18 protein-coding genes, 1 tRNA gene and 1 pseudogene are annotated in these 16,042 nt (G+C 65.1%); 7 read left to right on the forward strand and 13 right to left on the reverse strand.

The window, feature by feature from the left end; all coding sequences use genetic code 11:
* The 5 genes and pseudogenes from C7T96_RS22230 to C7T96_RS22250 all read right to left on the reverse strand — a co-directional run.
* Positions 1-120: pseudogene (locus C7T96_RS22230) on the reverse strand (electron transfer flavoprotein subunit beta/FixA family protein); the annotation flags it as partial.
* Between the two features lie 189 nt (positions 121-309).
* The gene (locus tag C7T96_RS22235; RefSeq protein ID WP_106573457.1) at positions 310-1,077 is read right to left on the reverse strand and encodes a rhomboid family intramembrane serine protease; all 768 of its coding nucleotides are present in this window, start codon (positions 1,075-1,077) and stop codon (positions 310-312) included.
* A gap of 16 nt (positions 1,078-1,093) precedes the next feature.
* The gene (locus tag C7T96_RS22240) at positions 1,094-1,675 is read right to left on the reverse strand and encodes a cob(I)yrinic acid a,c-diamide adenosyltransferase (protein WP_106573458.1); all 582 of its coding nucleotides are present in this window, start codon (positions 1,673-1,675) and stop codon (positions 1,094-1,096) included.
* A 57-nt stretch (positions 1,676-1,732) separates the two neighbouring features.
* A complete protein-coding gene (locus C7T96_RS22245; RefSeq protein WP_106573459.1) occupies positions 1,733-1,924 on the reverse strand; it encodes a twin transmembrane helix small protein in 192 nt (63 codons plus the stop codon).
* A gap of 39 nt (positions 1,925-1,963) precedes the next feature.
* A complete protein-coding gene (locus C7T96_RS22250; RefSeq protein WP_106573460.1) occupies positions 1,964-2,797 on the reverse strand; it encodes an SDR family oxidoreductase in 834 nt (277 codons plus the stop codon).
* A 95-nt stretch (positions 2,798-2,892) separates the two neighbouring features.
* Between C7T96_RS22250 and C7T96_RS22255 the strand changes: the two genes are divergently transcribed.
* The gene (locus tag C7T96_RS22255) at positions 2,893-3,744 is read left to right on the forward strand and encodes a YihY/virulence factor BrkB family protein (RefSeq protein ID WP_106573461.1); all 852 of its coding nucleotides are present in this window, start codon (positions 2,893-2,895) and stop codon (positions 3,742-3,744) included.
* Here C7T96_RS22255 and C7T96_RS22260 read toward each other — a convergent pair.
* Positions 3,711-4,601 carry a DMT family transporter gene (locus C7T96_RS22260; protein WP_106573462.1) on the reverse strand — a complete coding sequence of 297 codons (891 nt, stop codon included), beginning with the start codon at positions 4,599-4,601 and terminating at the stop codon, positions 3,711-3,713. The genes C7T96_RS22255 and C7T96_RS22260 overlap by 34 nt on opposite strands.
* A gap of 173 nt (positions 4,602-4,774) precedes the next feature.
* Here C7T96_RS22260 and C7T96_RS22265 point away from each other — a divergent pair, with 173 nt between their 5' ends.
* Positions 4,775-5,062 carry a hypothetical protein gene (locus tag C7T96_RS22265; RefSeq protein ID WP_106573463.1) on the forward strand — a complete coding sequence of 96 codons (288 nt, stop codon included), beginning with the start codon at positions 4,775-4,777 and terminating at the stop codon, positions 5,060-5,062.
* On the opposite strand, the gene gluQRS is transcribed toward C7T96_RS22265, so the two are convergent.
* A complete protein-coding gene (gluQRS, locus tag C7T96_RS22270) occupies positions 5,046-5,960 on the reverse strand; it encodes a tRNA glutamyl-Q(34) synthetase GluQRS (RefSeq protein ID WP_106573464.1) in 915 nt (304 codons plus the stop codon). The genes C7T96_RS22265 and gluQRS overlap by 17 nt on opposite strands.
* Positions 5,961-6,146: 186 nt before the next feature.
* Here gluQRS and C7T96_RS22275 point away from each other — a divergent pair, with 186 nt between their 5' ends.
* Positions 6,147-6,815 (forward strand): DNA-3-methyladenine glycosylase, encoded by a 669-nt coding sequence (locus C7T96_RS22275; protein ID WP_106573465.1) that lies wholly within the window; start codon positions 6,147-6,149, stop codon positions 6,813-6,815.
* A gap of 114 nt (positions 6,816-6,929) precedes the next feature.
* A complete protein-coding gene (locus C7T96_RS22280) occupies positions 6,930-7,487 on the forward strand; it encodes an HNH endonuclease (RefSeq protein WP_106573466.1) in 558 nt (185 codons plus the stop codon).
* Between the two features lie 31 nt (positions 7,488-7,518).
* On the opposite strand, the gene C7T96_RS22285 is transcribed toward C7T96_RS22280, so the two are convergent.
* The 3 genes from C7T96_RS22285 to C7T96_RS22295 all read right to left on the reverse strand — a co-directional run bounded on the left by C7T96_RS22285 (position 7,519) and on the right by C7T96_RS22295 (position 9,226).
* The gene (locus tag C7T96_RS22285; RefSeq protein WP_106573492.1) at positions 7,519-7,968 is read right to left on the reverse strand and encodes a PACE efflux transporter; all 450 of its coding nucleotides are present in this window, start codon (positions 7,966-7,968) and stop codon (positions 7,519-7,521) included.
* A gap of 147 nt (positions 7,969-8,115) precedes the next feature.
* Complete coding sequence (locus C7T96_RS22290) at positions 8,116-8,640, reverse strand: disulfide bond formation protein B (RefSeq protein WP_106573467.1); 525 nt, start codon at positions 8,638-8,640, stop codon at positions 8,116-8,118.
* A gap of 4 nt (positions 8,641-8,644) precedes the next feature.
* The gene (locus tag C7T96_RS22295) at positions 8,645-9,226 is read right to left on the reverse strand and encodes a YqaA family protein (RefSeq protein ID WP_106573468.1); all 582 of its coding nucleotides are present in this window, start codon (positions 9,224-9,226) and stop codon (positions 8,645-8,647) included.
* Between the two features lie 194 nt (positions 9,227-9,420).
* On the opposite strand from C7T96_RS22295, the gene C7T96_RS22300 reads away from it, so the two are divergent.
* Positions 9,421-9,505, forward strand: a tRNA-Leu gene (locus tag C7T96_RS22300).
* Positions 9,506-9,974: 469 nt separating this feature from the next.
* On the opposite strand, the gene C7T96_RS23965 is transcribed toward C7T96_RS22300, so the two are convergent.
* A complete protein-coding gene (locus tag C7T96_RS23965) occupies positions 9,975-10,718 on the reverse strand; it encodes an endonuclease/exonuclease/phosphatase family protein (RefSeq protein ID WP_146149225.1) in 744 nt (247 codons plus the stop codon).
* Positions 10,719-11,094: 376 nt separating this feature from the next.
* Here C7T96_RS23965 and C7T96_RS22305 point away from each other — a divergent pair, with 376 nt between their 5' ends.
* Both C7T96_RS22305 and C7T96_RS22310 read left to right on the forward strand, forming a co-directional pair.
* Positions 11,095-11,382, forward strand: a complete 288-nt coding sequence (locus C7T96_RS22305) for a hypothetical protein (protein ID WP_106573469.1) — start codon at positions 11,095-11,097, stop codon at positions 11,380-11,382.
* Between the two features lie 234 nt (positions 11,383-11,616).
* Entirely contained in the window at positions 11,617-13,257 is a 1,641-nt protein-coding gene (locus C7T96_RS22310) for an AMP-binding protein (protein WP_106573470.1), read from the forward strand.
* 16 nt (positions 13,258-13,273) lie between these two features.
* Here the strand turns inward: C7T96_RS22310 and C7T96_RS22315 are convergent, their stop codons facing one another.
* The gene (locus tag C7T96_RS22315) at positions 13,274-14,557 is read right to left on the reverse strand and encodes a GNAT family N-acetyltransferase (protein ID WP_106573471.1); all 1,284 of its coding nucleotides are present in this window, start codon (positions 14,555-14,557) and stop codon (positions 13,274-13,276) included.
* A 1-nt stretch (position 14,558) separates the two neighbouring features.
* Positions 14,559-15,968, reverse strand: a complete 1,410-nt coding sequence (locus C7T96_RS22320; RefSeq protein ID WP_106573472.1) for a lipopolysaccharide biosynthesis protein — start codon at positions 15,966-15,968, stop codon at positions 14,559-14,561.
* Positions 15,969-16,042 lie beyond the last annotated feature (74 nt).

Here is a 16,042-nt window from a genome sequence, read left to right on the forward strand (position 1 = left end):
CTCGTCAAAAGGGTTCATCGACATCTTCACGTTCGAAAGCTCGACGCCCGAGCCGTCGGCCTTAACACGCGGCTTAACATTCGCGTCGATCACACGCTTGACCGGGACGAGGACTTTCATGCGCTCAAAACCTTTCTGATGGATCGGATTTCGCGGCCTTTACCATTTGCGCGGCCGTTTCGGCTAGTCCGATGCCGACATGCATCCCGAAAAACCGGCGTGGTCCGGGATGGGATCGCGCGGCGACCGGCCGCCATGGGGTCTAGTGGCGATTGACGTTCACGTCAATATTATCGCGAGACGAGCCCGCTATTGCCGGCCCCAGCGTGGCTTGTCGGTGACGGCGGGACCATCGGGCGCCGTGGTTTCGGCGGTCTTGACGGCTTCTGGGGGTACGATCGCGCGGTCGAACAGCGGGACGCCGCGGCGGCGCATGATCAGCACCAGCCCGGCACCGGCGACGATGCCGCCGACATGGGCGCCCCACGAGACCTGGGAATCGCCGCCGATCACCAGCATGGCGAACTGGAACAGCACCCACAGGATGAGCGGGATGAAGGCAGGAATGCGCAGCGGGATGCGGCCGAAGGCCAGCACCCACAATTTGACGCGCGGATGCAGGATCAGATAGGCGGCGACGATGCCTGCGACCGCGCCCGACGCGCCGATCAGCGGCGCTTCGGAGGACGGCGCGATCGCGCCGTGCAGCCAGGCGCCGGCGACGGCGCAGGCGAGATAGAAGATCAGGAAACGCCAATGGCCGAGCGCGTCCTCGACATTGTCGCCGAACACCCACAAGAACAGCATGTTGCCGCCGAGATGGAAGATATTGCCGTGCAGGAAGGCGTAGGTGAGATAGGTCAGGTCCTCCGGCACCAGCACCAGTTGCGGCGGCAATTCGGCGACATCGTTGACCACCGCCGGCACATAACCCAGGCCGTAGGCGGCTGCGTGCATGGTGGTGTCGGACAGGGCGGTGAGGAAATAGACCAGCACGTTTATCGCGATCAGCGCGATCGTGACATATTGAAGCTTGATATGTTTCAGGCTGTTGGCGTCGTGCAGCGGAATGAACATCGCCGGCCCCCCACCGTCAACGATTTGCCCCCGGCACCCATAACACGTCGGTCGCGCCGTTGTCATTGACCGCGCGGGCGGCCACGAACAGAAAATCGGACAACCGGTTGATGTAGCGCAGTGCCTGCGGGCCGACGGTTTCGTCCGGCATCGACGACAGCGCGACCATCAACCGCTCGGCGCGCCGGGTGACGGTGCGGGCCAGGTGCAGATGCGCGGCCGCCGGCGCGCCGCCGGGCAGGATGAAGGAGCGCAACGGCGCAAGCGCGGCGTTGAGCTCGTCGATCTCGCCTTCGAGGCGCGTCACCTGGGAGGCGACGATGCGCAGCGGCTCGAATTCGACCTTGGCGCCGGTGTCGGGGGTGGCCAGATCGGCGCCGAGATCGAACAGATCGTTCTGCACGCGGGCCAGCATGGCGTCGATTTCGGCGTGATCGCGCCCGGTATGGAGCCGGGCGAGGCCGACGCAGGCATTGGCCTCGTCGACCGCGCCGAAGGCCTCGATGCGCGGGTCGGATTTCGGCCGGCGCGCCCCGCTTACCAGGCCGGTGGTGCCGTCGTCGCCGGTGCGGGTGTAGATCTTGTTGAGCTTGACCATGTTCGTTGCGCCCTTTCCTTGTCGTCGGACAACGGGGTTTCGTGATCGGCGCCGGGCTCAGCCGCGGCTGAAATAAAGCGCCAGCACGATGAACACGAGCGCTATGAACTGCAGGATAACCCGTGCCTGCATCAGCTTGTTGGAGGTGCTGCCCGACCCGCCGCGCATCATGTTGATCAGCCCGCGCACGAGCACGAAGGCGACCGCGACCATGAAGACGATGGCAAGGACGTTGAAGACGGAAGACATGGGCGTTTCTCCGAAAAAGGCGGTGCGGCCGTGGCGCGCCTAGGATTGGCGCGCCACGACGCGGTAGAACAAGGAGGCGGGCAGGAGCCGCTTCAACAGCAGCCCCGTCCTGGCCGGCAGGGTGACGGGATAATGCGGTTTCGGGCGCGGGCTGTCGAGCGCGTGCGCCAAGACGGCCATCACCGCCTCGGGCCCCAGCTTGAACCGGGACTGGGTGCCACCGGCGCGCATGCGGGCGAGCTGGGCGCGGTAGGCGTCGCGGTGCGGCGAATTTTCCACGATCACGGTCTTCTCGAACCAGCCCAGCGCGGTGCTGGCGAAGCGCGAGCGGATCGGGCCGGGCTCGATCAGCGCGACGTGGATGCCGGAGCCGGCCAATTCGGCGCGCAGGCACAGCATCAGCCCCTCGAGCGCGTATTTCGACGCGACATAGGCGCCGCGATAGGAGGCGGGAACCAGGCCGAGGATCGACGAGCAATGGACGACCCGGCCCCGGCCCTGCCGACGCATCGCCGGCACCAGACGGCGCGTGAGATCGTGCCAGCCGAAGAAATTGGCCTCGAACTGCTTGCGCAGCGCCGCGACGGGGAGGTCCTCGACGGCGCCGGGCTGGGCGTAGGCGCCGTTGTTGAACAGGGCGTCGATGCGCCCGCCCGTCCTGCCGAGGACGGCGTCGGCCAGGGCGGCGATCGAGTCGGGCTGGCGGTAATCGAGGTAAAAACTCTCGATGCCGGCGGCCTCGAGCGCGGCGATGTCGGCCGGCTTGCGCGCGGTCGCGAAAACCCGCCATCCGCGCCCGGAAAGGGCGTGCGCGCAATGGGCGCCGATGCCGCTCGAGGCTCCGGTCACGACGATCGTGCGTGCGTCCTCCATCCGGCCCAAATCCTCTTGCGGCGACAAACACGGCTTGCCAATAGCGCCGGAGGCTTCACATATTCGGGGGCGGGAAACAATCGTGGGAAGGATTTATGCGCAGAATCGTCGCCGCGCGACGCATCCTGAACGACGCCGTTGGCCATTTCGACGCCGATGACGGCTGGTCGATGGCCAGCCATCTCGCGCTGTCGGCGCTGATGGCGCTGTTTCCCTTCCTGATCTTCGCCACCGCGCTGGCGAGCTTTCTGGGCGCGAGCGCGTTTGCCGAGACGGCGGTCCACCTGGTCTTCGATACCTGGCCGCAGGAGATCGCCGAACCGATCGCGCGCGAAGTCTTCAACGTCTTGACCGTCCAGCGCGGCGATTTCCTGACCGTCAGCGTGATCGCGGCGGCGCTGTTTGCCTCCAACGGCATCGAGGCGCTGCGCGTTTCGCTCAACCGGGCCTATCGCGTGACGGAGACGCGCTCGTTCATCTACCGGCGGCTGCAAAGCTTCGCCTTCGTGCTGATCGCGACGATGGGCTTCCTGGCGATCAGCGTGCTCCTGGTGCTGGCGCCGCTGGCCGCGCGCATCGCCGAGCGGCAATTTTCCTGGATCGGCCCCTATATGGGCACCATCACGCTGTGGCGCTACGTCATCGCCTCGTCGGTGATCGTCGTCGGCCTGGTGGCGGTGCATTTCTGGCTGCCGGCCAGCAAGCGGCGTTTCCAGGACGTGATCCCGGGCATCGTGCTCACCCTGATCGGCTGGCTGATCGGCTCGACGCTGTTTGCGGCCTATCTGGAGCGGTTTTCGACCTATGTGTCGACCTATGCCGGGCTTGCCTCGATCATGATCGCGGTGATCTTCCTTTATATCGTGTCGGTGATCTTCATCCTGGGCGGCGAGTTCAACGCCGCCATTCGACGCTATCGCGAGGCCCGGGCGCGCATTCGCGGCTGAGCGGTCGCCAGCCCGACGCCGGCGGCCGCGATCGCCATGCCCGCGATCTGCACCGGGGAGAGTTCCTCGCCGAACAGCGCCCAGGCCAACAGGGCGGTGACCGCCGGAACCAGGTAGAACAGCGACGCCACTTTCGACACCTCGCCCTGGCGCAACAGATACATCAGCAGGAAGATCGCGCCGATCGACAACACCAGCACCAGCCAGGCGAAGGCGAAGATCAACTCGCCGGTGACGACGAAGGTCCCGGTTTCGAAGGCAAACGCGACCAGGGCCGTCAACAGGGTGGCGCCGAGATATTGGTAGAGCGCGCCGGTGGCCAGATCGAGATCGGTGACGAAGCGCTTTTGCCAGACCGTGCCCGCGGCCATGCCGATGACGGCGAGGAACGCGGCCGCGAGATTGACCGGCGTGACGCCGCCGCCGATCGAGCCGAGCTTGGGGGCGAGCACGATCGCCACGCCGGCAAAGCCGATGGCGAGCCCGAGCCAGTGGCGGGGCATGATCCGTTCTCCCAGGAAAACGCCGGCCATGATGGCGGTGATCAGCGGCTGGAGGCCGACGATCAGGGCCGTCAACCCCGCCGGCAGGCCGTTGCGGATGGCCCAGAACACCCCGCCGAGATAGATGCCGTGCATCAGCATGCCGGCGACCATGGAATGCCAGGCCTGGGCCCCGGCGCGCAGCCGGGCGGCCCCGAGCAGCGGCAGCATGGCGGCCAGAAGCAGGAAGGTGATCGCCGAGCGCACCGCCAGGAAGCCGAACGGCTCCGACCAGGGCATGGCGTAACGCGCGCCGATGAATCCGGTCGCCCACAGGACGACGAACAGGGCGGGCGCGAGGCGTGACATGGGCATGGTCTTGTTTGTCCTTGTCGGCGAAGCCGGTCGGGGATCCGTCCGGCTTGATCTGATCGCGGGCGTCGCGTCAAGAACCCGAGCCTAAGCAATTGGAAAGCAATTTCGACTAGGCTCCAGACGCCGCTTTCCACCGATCCAGTGTGGCGGTGCGCGGATACGGAGATCAAAAGATGATCTGGAATCTCAGTTTCGGCTGGCTGTTCATGGCCGTTGGCACGGTGTGCATCCTGTCCTTCATTTTCGCGCTGGCGCTCAACGCCATCATCGGCCGCGACGGTTTCGGCCCGTTCGGCACGATGGCGGTCCTGACCGGCGGCTTCTTCGCGTCGATCTATGCGGTCAATGCCTACGGCGTCAGCCTGCGCCAGGTGCAGGACGCGGCCTTTGCCGGATTGGGCGGAGCCTTTGTCATCCTGCTGTTTCTTCTCCTGGTCAAGGGCGTCATTCGCCGGATCTGAGCGCGGAAGCGCCGGCCGCGCGCGGCAAGCCGACCATCCGCCTGATATCGCCGGGCCGCGCGCCACCGGCGCGCAGCGCCCCCAAGGCCGTGTCGCCCCGGCTTTTCGACAGTTTGCGCCCGTCGGCGTCGAGGACGAGGTCGTGATGCAGATAGGCCGGGACGGGCAGGCCGAGCAGGTCCTGCAACAGGCGGTGCACGGCGGTCGCGTAAAACAGGTCGCGCCCGCGCACGACTTGGCCGACGCCCTGGATGGCGTCGTCGACGACCACGCACAGATTGTAGCTTGCCGGACTGTCCCGGCGCGCCAGCACGACATCGCCCCAGGCGCCCGGCTCGGCGCGCACGCGCCCGGTTTCGCCGGCCGGTCCTCCGCCGGCCTCGCTCCATTCGAGCGGCCCGGCAACCCGGTCCAGCGCAGCCTGCATGTCGAGGCGCCAGGAAAAGGCCTGTCCGTCGGCCATGCGCCTTGCCCGCTCTTTCGACGACAGCGACCTGTCGCCCGGCGGATAGAGGGGTGCGCCGTCGGGATCGCGCGGCCAGGGTTCGTGCCCGGTTTCGGTCTCGGCGATGAAGGCGCGGACCTCGCCCCGGCTCATGAAGGCGGGATAGACCAGTTCCGCGTCGATCAGCCGGTCGAGCGCGTCGCGATAGTCGCAAAAATGGTCCGATTGCCGGCGCACCGGCTCTTCCCATGACAGGCCGAGCCAGTCGAGATCCGCCAGGATAGCGGCCTCGTATTCGGGCCGGCAGCGTTCGGTGTCGATGTCTTCCATGCGCAACAGCATGCGTCCGCCGGCCGCCGCGCACAGATCGGCGTTGAGCAGCGCCGAATAGGCGTGGCCCAGATGCAGCGCGCCATTCGGGCTCGGCGCGAAGCGGAAGACGGGACCTGTCATGAACCTGTCGGCGGCGGTTGGACGGACATGAGGGTGATTGCTAGACTATCGCACGACAAACCGGAATGGGCGCGACGGGCGTTTTCCGCGTGCCGCAAGGGTCAATCGAGCCGCAAAGGCCTTGAAGCCGGACCCGTGGCCAATGCGGGTCGTCGGCGGGCTCCGGCTTTGGCGGAAGGAAAAGCCGTGCGCCGCATCAACGTTCTGGACGACGTCGAGGCGGGCCTGGAGGCACTGTGCGCGCGCGATCCGCGCTTGCGGGGGGTGCGGGCCGTTGCCGGAGAGGTGCCGCTGCGCCGGGTCGAGCCGGGCTTTGAAAGCCTGGTGTCGATCATCGTGTCGCAACAGGTCTCGCGCGCCAGCGCCGACGCGATCTTCGCACGTCTTGCCGGCCTCGTGCAGCCGATGACGCCGCAGGCCCTGGCGGCGGCGGGCGACGATCTTTTTCGCCAGGCGGGCCTGTCCCGGCCGAAGCAGAAAACGCTGCGCGCCGTTGCCGGCGCGTTCGCGGAAAACGGGTTCGATCTCGACGCGGCTTGCCGGCTTGACGCCGAACAGGCGATCGCGCGGATGACGGCGCTGCACGGCATCGGCCCGTGGACGGCCGAGGTCTATCTGCTGTTCGCGTCGGGCCATCCCGATGTCTTTCCGTCCGGCGACGTGGCGCTGCAAAGTGCCGTCGGGCACGCTTTGGCGATCGATCCGCGGCCGAGCGCGCGGGCCCTGGCCGAAATCGCCGAATCATGGCGTCCCTGGCGCGGTGTCGCGGCACGCCTGTTTTGGGCCTATTATCGAGAAATGAAGGGGCGCGACGCGCTGCCGGCGGCCGTCAAACCCGCGACAACGGCACGTTAGGGGCTTTGCGCGGCATTCCGGCAACAGTTGCCGCATATAGCCGCTTCACATTCCTGACATGTGTCGCTTAGATTATCCGCGCCGTTCAGGTCCTCAGGAAAGGAGACGACGGACGTGACGATTTCGGTGTCGCCGGACAGTCTGCCGGCCCTGGTGCTCAACGCCGACTACCGCCCGCTCAGCTACTTTCCCCTGTCGCTGTGGTCGTGGCAGGACGCTATCAAGGCGGTGTTCCTCGACCGGGTCAACATCGTCGCCGAGTACGACCATGCCGTGTCATCGCCGTCGTTCTCGATGCGGGTGCCCAGCGTGGTTTGCCTGAAGGCCTACGTGAAGCCGTCGCGCCATCCCGCCTTTACCCGGTTCAACGTCTTCCTGCGCGATCGTTTCCAGTGCCAATATTGCGGCGCGCGCGAGGACCTGACCTTCGATCATGTCGTGCCGCGCCGTTGCGGCGGGGCCACGACCTGGGAAAACGTGGTCGCGGCATGCTCGCCCTGCAACCTGAAGAAAGGCGGCATGATGCCGGCCCAGGCGCGCATGTGGCCGACCCAGACCCCTTTTCAGCCGACGGTCCACGATCTGCACAATAACGGTCGCCTGTTTCCGCCCAACCATCTGCACGAAAGCTGGATGGACTATCTCTATTGGGACGTCGAGTTGGAACCGTAGGTTTGCAGCCGCAGTGTCGTCGCCGGCGGTCTCAGCGCCGTGCGCCCGTTTCTTGCGGAGCAGGCGTCGCGGCCGGCAGCGGAAACACCAGATCATACACCCAGTTGAAGACGAACGCGTAGACCATGTAGAAAAGGGCGAACGAGACGTCCATCATCAAGGCCTGCAGCACGCCGACGCCGAGATACCAGGCAATGAACGGCAGCAGCACCAAAAGAAGCCCGATCTCGAAAAATACCGCATGCACGACCCGTATCGCCGGCGATTTGCGAACATCGCCCGCGAGGCGCAGCATCGCGTGGTCGAACAAGAGATTGTAGGCGTAGTTCCACAAGGTGGCGATCGTGGCGCTGACAAGCGCGACGATGCCGATGTCGTGGATCGGCAAGTTAAAAAACCAGCCGCCAAGCGGCGTGACGATGATCAGACCGACAATCTCGAAGCTGATCGCGTGACGAATACGGTCCCCGGTGGTGCGCATCATGCCCCCATTTCGTGTTTCGGGCCGTCCCGAACATAAATCCCGGATGGGGGAGGTCGTCCTCGCTTCGAAGGCCGATATAAGATTTCGCCCAGGTGATGCAAGCACGCCATTGCCCGGGCGGCAAGACGCAAGCCGGCCGGCCAATCACGCTTGGCGGCTTGTGCCCCTTGCCGCGGCGCGCAGCGCGACAATGGCGAGCGCCAGGCTGGCGATCGCGTTCCATCCCGCGAAGGACAGGCCCAGCACCCGGAGCGCGGCCTTGTCGCAGGAGGGCGGGATAACGGTGTTGATTGCGTCGAGAATGCCGCCTTCGCTCGAGGGCGGGGCGGCGACCACGCCGCAATCGGCCGGGCCGGCCCACCAGCCCCATTCGACGCCGGAATGGTAGATGGCGAGATAGAGCCCGTAGAGCATCAGGAGACCGCCGGCCGCGATCAGCAGCCTTACGATCCAGCCAGGCGCGCGCATCAGCGCGGCGGCGCCGGCGCCGGCCATCAACGGCACGCCGATATAGTAGGGCATGCGCTGTTCCAGGCACAGCTTGCAGGGAATGTAACCGCCCAGATGCTCGAAGCCGAGCGCACCGCCGACGACGGCAGCCATCGCGGCGAACAGAAAAAACGCCGTGGCGGCAAGCGCGCCGGAGCCGTTGGTGTTTGTGCGGGCCATGGGATCAGAAGACATATTTCACGGCGACGAAACCGCCGATCAGGAGCACCATGAAAAGGGTGAAAAGAAGGCCGAGATTGCGTTCGATGAAGGTGCGGATCGGTTCGCCGAAACGGTAGAGCAGCCAGGCGACGAGAGTGAAACGCAGGCCGCGTCCGATGATCGACACGACCAGGAAGGTCACGAGATTCAGCCCGGTGAAGCCGGAAAAGATCGTCAGCACCTTGTAGGGGAACGGCGTGACGGCGGCAAACAGCACCCCCCAGCCGCCCCAGCGGTCATACCAGCCCTGGACCTTGGCAAAGGAATCCTCGGCGCCGTAGAAGGCCAGGATCGGCTGTCCGAGAAGTTCGAACACGAACGCGCCGATCAGGTAGCCAAGCAAGGCGCCGGCCACCGAGGCCACCGTGCACAGCGCGGCGTAGCGCAGCCATTTCGCGCGTTCGGCAAGCACCATCGGTATCAGCAAAACGTCCGGCGGGATCGGAAACACCGAACTTTCGATGAAGGAAACGCCGGCAAGCGCCTTTTCGGCGTCGCGCGTGGCGGCCAGCGACATGGTCCAGTCGTAGAGGCGGCGAAGCATGGAAAAATCCTGTGAGCCAGAATGGTTCGATCCAACCCGCAAAGGCTCTAGAGCCCTTCATCGGCAAATGGAAGCGGTTTGCGCGCCGTCGGCGTCACCTTTTGAAAACAAGGTTTCCGGCACGGGGCAGTTGACGGACGGGGCCTCGGCCGTATAGTCCGCAGCCGTCCGGCCCTTGGTCGGCCGGCCTGAGGGCCCCTGTGGCGGAATTGGTAGACGCGCGCGACTCAAAATCGCGTTCCGCAAGGAGTGCTGGTTCGATCCCGGCCAGGGGCACCACCATCCGCCTAAGAAGCTTTGGAATCCTTGATCATCAAGGTTTTGAACGCTCCCCGAGATACACCAAGAGGGTACATCAGGGAGCCTCCGGGATGGTAATGAAACTGACACACGTGCAAACCCAGGGCAATCGGAGGGTCGACCGACGGTCAGTTCCTGCGAAGGATTTGCGCTCGTTCTTGGAAAGGGTGAGTTTATTTTGTGACCGAGAAAGACCGACCCGAAGATCCGGCGCAACTATGGTCGGGTGAATACCGAGGCGGAAGCTATCTTTGCGGCGGCATGGGACGAAGTGAACATGATCGAGAGGAAGGGAACCAACCCAAGTGCGCTGGAATTGTTCCGGCAAGGGACCCAGCGTATGTGACCCGAGTCTCCTCCGCTTCTGCGCTGAGGGCGATGGCGGACCGTTGCCTTCGGCACCTTGGAACGGACATAGAGACTGCAGTCGACTTGTGGTCGAGTCTCATCAGCTCTCGAGTGCCGGGCCTCCGGTGGGAACGAGTTCCACAACCAGCCCATCGTGATCGCTAAGCTCCGTCCCGTTCGACCGGCGGGACAGCCCCTTGACGCCAACGGCTGACAGATGTTTCGAGCTGCCGATGTGGCAGAGGGGTTGTCTGTCGAGTTCGCGGACTTCACCAGTTGTCCAGATCGTAAAGCTGCCTAAAGCGGAGGTCAGTTCTTCGTAGGCATAAATGGGGGCTCTATGGCGCGGTATGCGCTGGTTGAAGTCGCCGAGCAGGATCGATGGGACGCGCTCCTCAGATGCTCTGAGAACCGATCTCAAGGCGCGAAGGTAACGGGTATGGTCCTCCCACCTCTTGCGATCGCGTCGTCCACCCGACACGTGCGCAGCTGACCAAGGTACGCAAATTCCGATCACCTGAAGTGCACCTAGGCTGGTCATCGTAGTAGCGCGCACAAACCTACCGCTCGGGAGGTCGGGAGAGCCGAGATCATCGACCGCCACCCACGGATGTCGGCTCCACAGCGTGACCTTCCGCCGACCCGCCCAGATCGGATACCCTGTGTCTGGATCACTGAAGGCGCCATGCCAACTTCTCGGAAGAAAATTCACGTGCGCTTCGGGGCAACAGATGACATCTGCGCCAATCGCAAGCAATTGCTGCTGTATTTCCCTGCCCTTCGGTGATGAAGCGCGATGCCATTGAGCGTTCCAACAGGCAATGCGGATGGCCTTTGCCGTCATGCGCCCGATCTCCCGCAGTTGGTGCCGTGGCACTCACAGCCCTCCCAATCTTTCCAAGCCTTCCTTGCCATGACGGCGTGATGCGGTTTGACTGGCGGTACATGCTCGGCTACCTCACCAGGTGTACCGAGTTGTCACCGTATCGGGAGTGAGCAAGCGTATAAATAGCTGCTTTTGCTAGATAGCCGTCCCTTGTTCCGAGAATTCGATACGGTTCGCCGGTTTCGGCCAGGGGCACCATTTTGCATCGGCGAACACGGCTGCCCGACGGCCTTCGGCGTTTCGCAACGATCCTCGACAGGCGTTAGCACATCCGTACTAATTTACCGTTTTCTTGAAGAACTTAAGATGCGATTCCTCACAATGGAGGAAGAGCATGAAATCCAAGATGTTCCTGTTGGCCGTGGCGGCTCTTTTTTCCGGCCTCACGGTTGCCCAGGCGGCTTCCTACAAAGTGTCGTTTTTTCAGAACGGCCAGTGGAAGGGAGATATGGCTGGTAATGACGTCATGATCGGAAGCTGCACGGTAATCTATAATTTCCGCCGCCAGTGCAGTCCGCCGGTCAAATTCTACGGTTGTTCAAGCTCCAGCAATCTCTACAACACGGCCAGCTCGAAGAAATACAGCTACAAAATCTACAAGGACGGTCGCCAGATCTGTTGACGCATGAAGCCGTCGCCAGCGTGGCGGGCGGTCTGGCGACGATGGTTGCGGTGATTTTCGCTCGGTGACCGTCCAGTGTGCGGCGCTGGCGGAAAAAACCGCACGGTCAGCCGGTAATGCCCCACCGGCTGGCCGTTTTAAACTTGCCCCGGGTCGACAAGGTTTGCGAAAACCGACCGTCCCGCTCCGTTGCGGGGCGGGTGTTGCGATGTCGAACGGGGCATGCCGAGGACGATGCTTGAACGCGGCGAAGGGTACGACCGGCTTTACGCCGGGTTCGGCTGGTCCATCCCGGCCCGGTTCAATATCGGCGTGGCGGTCGCCGATGCGTGGGCGGCGCAGGCGCCGGACCGGATCGCGCTGATCGACGACATCGGCGGCGAAGCGGCGACGATGAGCTATCGCGGGCTCGCGGAGCGCTCGAACGCGCTCGCCAACGCCATGCGCGCGCTCGGCGTTTCCCGCGGCGACCGGGTGGCGCTGCTCCTGCCGCAAAGTTTCGAGACCGCGATCAGCCATGTCGCGATCTACAAGCTCGGGGCCATCGCCGTGCCGCTGGCGCTGCTTTTTGGCGTCGAGGCGCTGGAGTACCGACTGCAGACGGCCGGGGTGTCGGCGGTGGTGACCAACCATGCCGGCCTGGCCAAGCTGGCGCCGCTGCGCGCGCGCCTGCCGTCGCTGCACACCGTGATCGTGACCGGCGAAGCCGGCGAAGGAGCCCGGTCCTTCGCCACCCTGGTGGCGGGCGGATCGACGCGTTTCGAGGCCGAGGAGACCGGCCCCGACGATCCGGCGATGATGATCTTCACTTCCGGCACCACCGGCCCGCCCAAGGGCGCGCTGCATGGCCACCGGGTGCTGCTCGGCCATGTGCCGGGCGTGCAGATGCCGCACGAATTCCTGCCCCAACCCGGCGACCGGCTGTGGACGCCGGCCGACTGGGCGTGGGCCGGCGGCCTGCTCAACGTGCTCCTGCCGGGGCTGCTGCTCGGCGTGCCGGTCGTGTCGTCGCGCGCGGAAAAATTCGATCCCGAGGCGGCGTTCGCGCTGATGGCGCGCCGACAGGTGCGCAACGCCTTCATTCCGCCGACCGCGCTCAGGATGATGAAGACGGTGTCCGGCGTGCGCGAGCGGTTCGCGCTCAGCCTGCGTACGGTCGGTTCGGGCGGCGAGGCGCTCGGACGGGAAACCTATGACTGGGCGCGCGGCGCGCTCGGCCTGACGATCAACGAGTTCTACGGCCAGACGGAATGCAACCTGGTGCTGTCGTCCTGTGCGGCACTCGGCGTCAGCCGCGCCGGGGCGATCGGCAAGCCGGTGCCCGGTCACCGGGTCGCCATCGTCGACCATGACGGCCATGCCCGCCCGGTGGGCGAGGCAGGCCAGATCGCGGTGCGGCGTCCGGACCCGGTGATGTTTCTGGAATATTGGCAGAACCCGAAGGCGACCGCGCAGAAATTCGTCGGCGACTGGATGCTGACCGGCGACCAGGGAATCGCCGACGCGGACGGCTACGTTCACTTCTTCGGCCGCGACGACGACGTCATCACCTCGGCCGGCTATCGGATCGGCCCGGGCGAGATCGAGGACTGCCTGACCGGCCATCCCGCGGTGGCGCTGGCGGCGGCGGTCGGCAAGCCGGACCCGATCAGGACCGAAATCGTCAAGGCCTACGTGGTGCTGAAGGACGGGCACGTGCCTTCCGAGGCGCTCAAATCCGAGATCAGCCTGTGGGTGCGCGAACGGCTTTCCGCGCACGAATATCCGCGCGAGGTCGAATTTGTCGATTCGATGCCGCTGACGACCACCGGCAAGGTGATCCGGCGCATTTTTCGCGATCGCGCCCGCCGCGAGGCCCGATCCGATCCGGGCTGACCCGCGCCAGGGGCGCTCAGCGCCTGCCGATCAGTCCTTTGATGCGCCGGCGCAGGATGCGCGCCAGATTGCGGGTCTCGCGGTTCAAATGGATCTGTCCGGCGGCCTGGCGCACGAGGCGGTCGGTGTCGGGCGCAAGGCCGACGACCATGGTGCCCATTTCGCGCCGTTCGCTCCACAGGCGGCTCATGATCGGGTGGTCGGGCACGGCACAGGAATCGGTCGCCTCGATATTGGGATCGTCCAGGTGCTGGCGCGTGACCTCGATCATCAGCAGCGTGCCGGGAGAAAAGGCGGCTTGGTTTTCGTCATAGGCCGTCTTCCACGTATAGGCCTGGCCCGCCTCGACGAACACGATCAGGCTGGCGATCGCGGTGCCGTCGAGGCTGAGCGTGTGAATCCGGCACAGGTCGCGCTGCGCGAGCCGGTTTATCGCCTCGCGCGCGAAGGCGGCGCGATAGCGGTCGATCACCATTGCGGTGCGCTCGCGGCCCTTCCAGCCCGAAGCCTCCAGCGCCAGAAAGGTCTCGAGCGCGTTGCGGATCTCGTCGGGCTGGCGCGCCACCGAGTAGACGAGGTCGCCGGTTTCGGCGAGCCGGCGTTTCAGGCGGCGGAATTCACGGAAATGATGCGGTTTGAGCGCTGTGCGCAGATAGGTCTCGGCATCGAGATCGCTGTCGAGGAAGGGGCGCATGCTGCGCGACGTGGTCACCACCGGCAGGTCGAGCCCCATGGCGGCGGTGCGGATCAGCCGGGCGACCGGACCGTCCATGCGCAGATCGGGCAGGATCAGCACCCTGGGCAGGTTCAGGTGCTTGCGGCCCAGCATCGAGAAAAAGTCCTCGAGCACCCCGACGGGGTCGTCCCGATCGACCAGCGGCGTGCCGAGCGGGCCGAACGGGCTCGACCAGGTGCGCATCACCGGCACGCTCAACGGGACCGCGGGTTTCTCCACGGAAAAGGGCACCAGCAGGCGTAGCCGGTTCTTGTCCCTGTCGCCGTCGCGAATGACGGCCAGCCGCACCTCGCGGTCTTCCAGCCTGGGCATGGCCGGCGCCAGGAAGCGCGGATTGAAGAAAATATTGGGCTCGACCGTGCGCACGCACAGAAAGTCCAGCTCCTCGACGAGATCGAAACCGGCCGAGGCCGGATAGATCGCCAGGCGGCGCGGTGCCGCGCCGGGCCCCTGGGTCTCGATCTCGAGCTGCTGCTGCGCTTCGCCGCTGACGCCGGCAAGGTTGGCGATCAGCGGGCTCGACGCGCTGGCGCTGGTTTCCTCGATCAGGGGAATGGCGGCCATATCAACCTCGCGCTTCGTGCGATGACGGCAGAAACACCAGCATGACGATGCCGAGGCGGCGCCATACGGTGAAGGACAGGGCGAGCGCCTCGAACGCCATCGCGATCGCCGTCGCGATCGCCGCGCCCCACAGCCCGAATTCGGGGATGAGCATGAAATTGAGCGCGATGTTGAGCGACAGCGCCAGGGCGTAGACCAGGGCGCACACATTCTGGTTGCCGGTCATGGTGAGCAGGCTTTCGGCCGGACCGACCGCCGCGCGCGCCACGACGCCGCCGACGAGCACGAACAAAAGCGGATAGCCGGCGACGAATTCGGGCCCGAACAGCGACAGCATCGGCTTGCCGAGCAGGAGGACGGCGAGCGCCATCGCCAGCGACGGCCAGAAGGTCCACGAGGCGGTCTCGCGCGCAAAGGCGCTCAGCAGTTCGGTGTCGCCTGCATGGGTGATGCTGGCGTAACGCTGGGCCACGCCGGCCTTGACGGCGAAATAGACGAAATGCACCAGCGCCAGGGTCTTTACCGTCGCGAAATAGACGGCGACCTGGTCCGGCGGCATGAAACGGCCGACCATCAGCACGTCGGCATTGGTGAGCAGGAAGAAGAAGCTCTCGACCAGGAAGATCGGCATCGAAACCAGGACCCACTCGCGCAGCAGGAATTTGCGCGGACCAGGCTCCATGTGTCGGTCGACCCGTCCGGTCACCGAGACGAGCTGGATGATGGTGGTGGTGTAGGTGGCCATGATCGCCGCGATGATCGCCGTGATTGCAGAGGGCTGGAACCCGGCCAGGAGCGAGCCGCCCATGAAGGCCAGGATCAGCACGGGCCGGATCAGATAGGTCGGCGAAAGCGCGGAGATCGCCCAGGCATTGGCGCGCGACACGCCCTGGAGCGCGTCGGACAGCGAGATCATCGGCAGGCAGACGATGCCGAGATAGAAGGGGACGATGTAGTAGGATTCGAGCGAGGGGGCAAACAGCCAGATGCCGATCGCGCCGATCGCGGCGACGATCGTGGAGGCGATCAGGACGAAAAGCCGGCTGGCCAAGAGGATGCCGCGCAATTCGGCCAGACGTCCCTTTTCGCGATATTCGGGAATGAAACGGATCACCGAGGTGTGGAAGCCGAGGCAGGAGAGATTGCCGACGATCACCATCGTGACCCAGACGAGGACGAAGATCCCGTATTCGAAACTGCCCATCCAGCGCGCCAGCAGGACCTGGCTGACAAAGGCGATGACGGCGTTGACGATGCGGATGAAGAAGGCGATCAGCGACATGCGCCCGGCTTCGCCACGCCCGTCGGCGCCTGAAAGAACGGAGTCCACGAGGCCCAGCAGCGGGCGCGCGCGGAGCGCCAGGCGCTCCGGCAAAAGCCGTTCCGCAGTTGTGGCGGCGGAAAATCGCACGCTTTACTCTCCGTTTTCCGTCCTCCGCTGCATAAAGGACAACCTTTAAGAAACGGTTCGGGCGCCTGGAGATC

It is taken from the genome of Nitratireductor sp. StC3, assembly GCF_003015025.1.
Taxonomy (GTDB): Bacteria; Pseudomonadota; Alphaproteobacteria; order Rhizobiales; family Rhizobiaceae; genus Mangrovimarina; species Mangrovimarina alexandrii.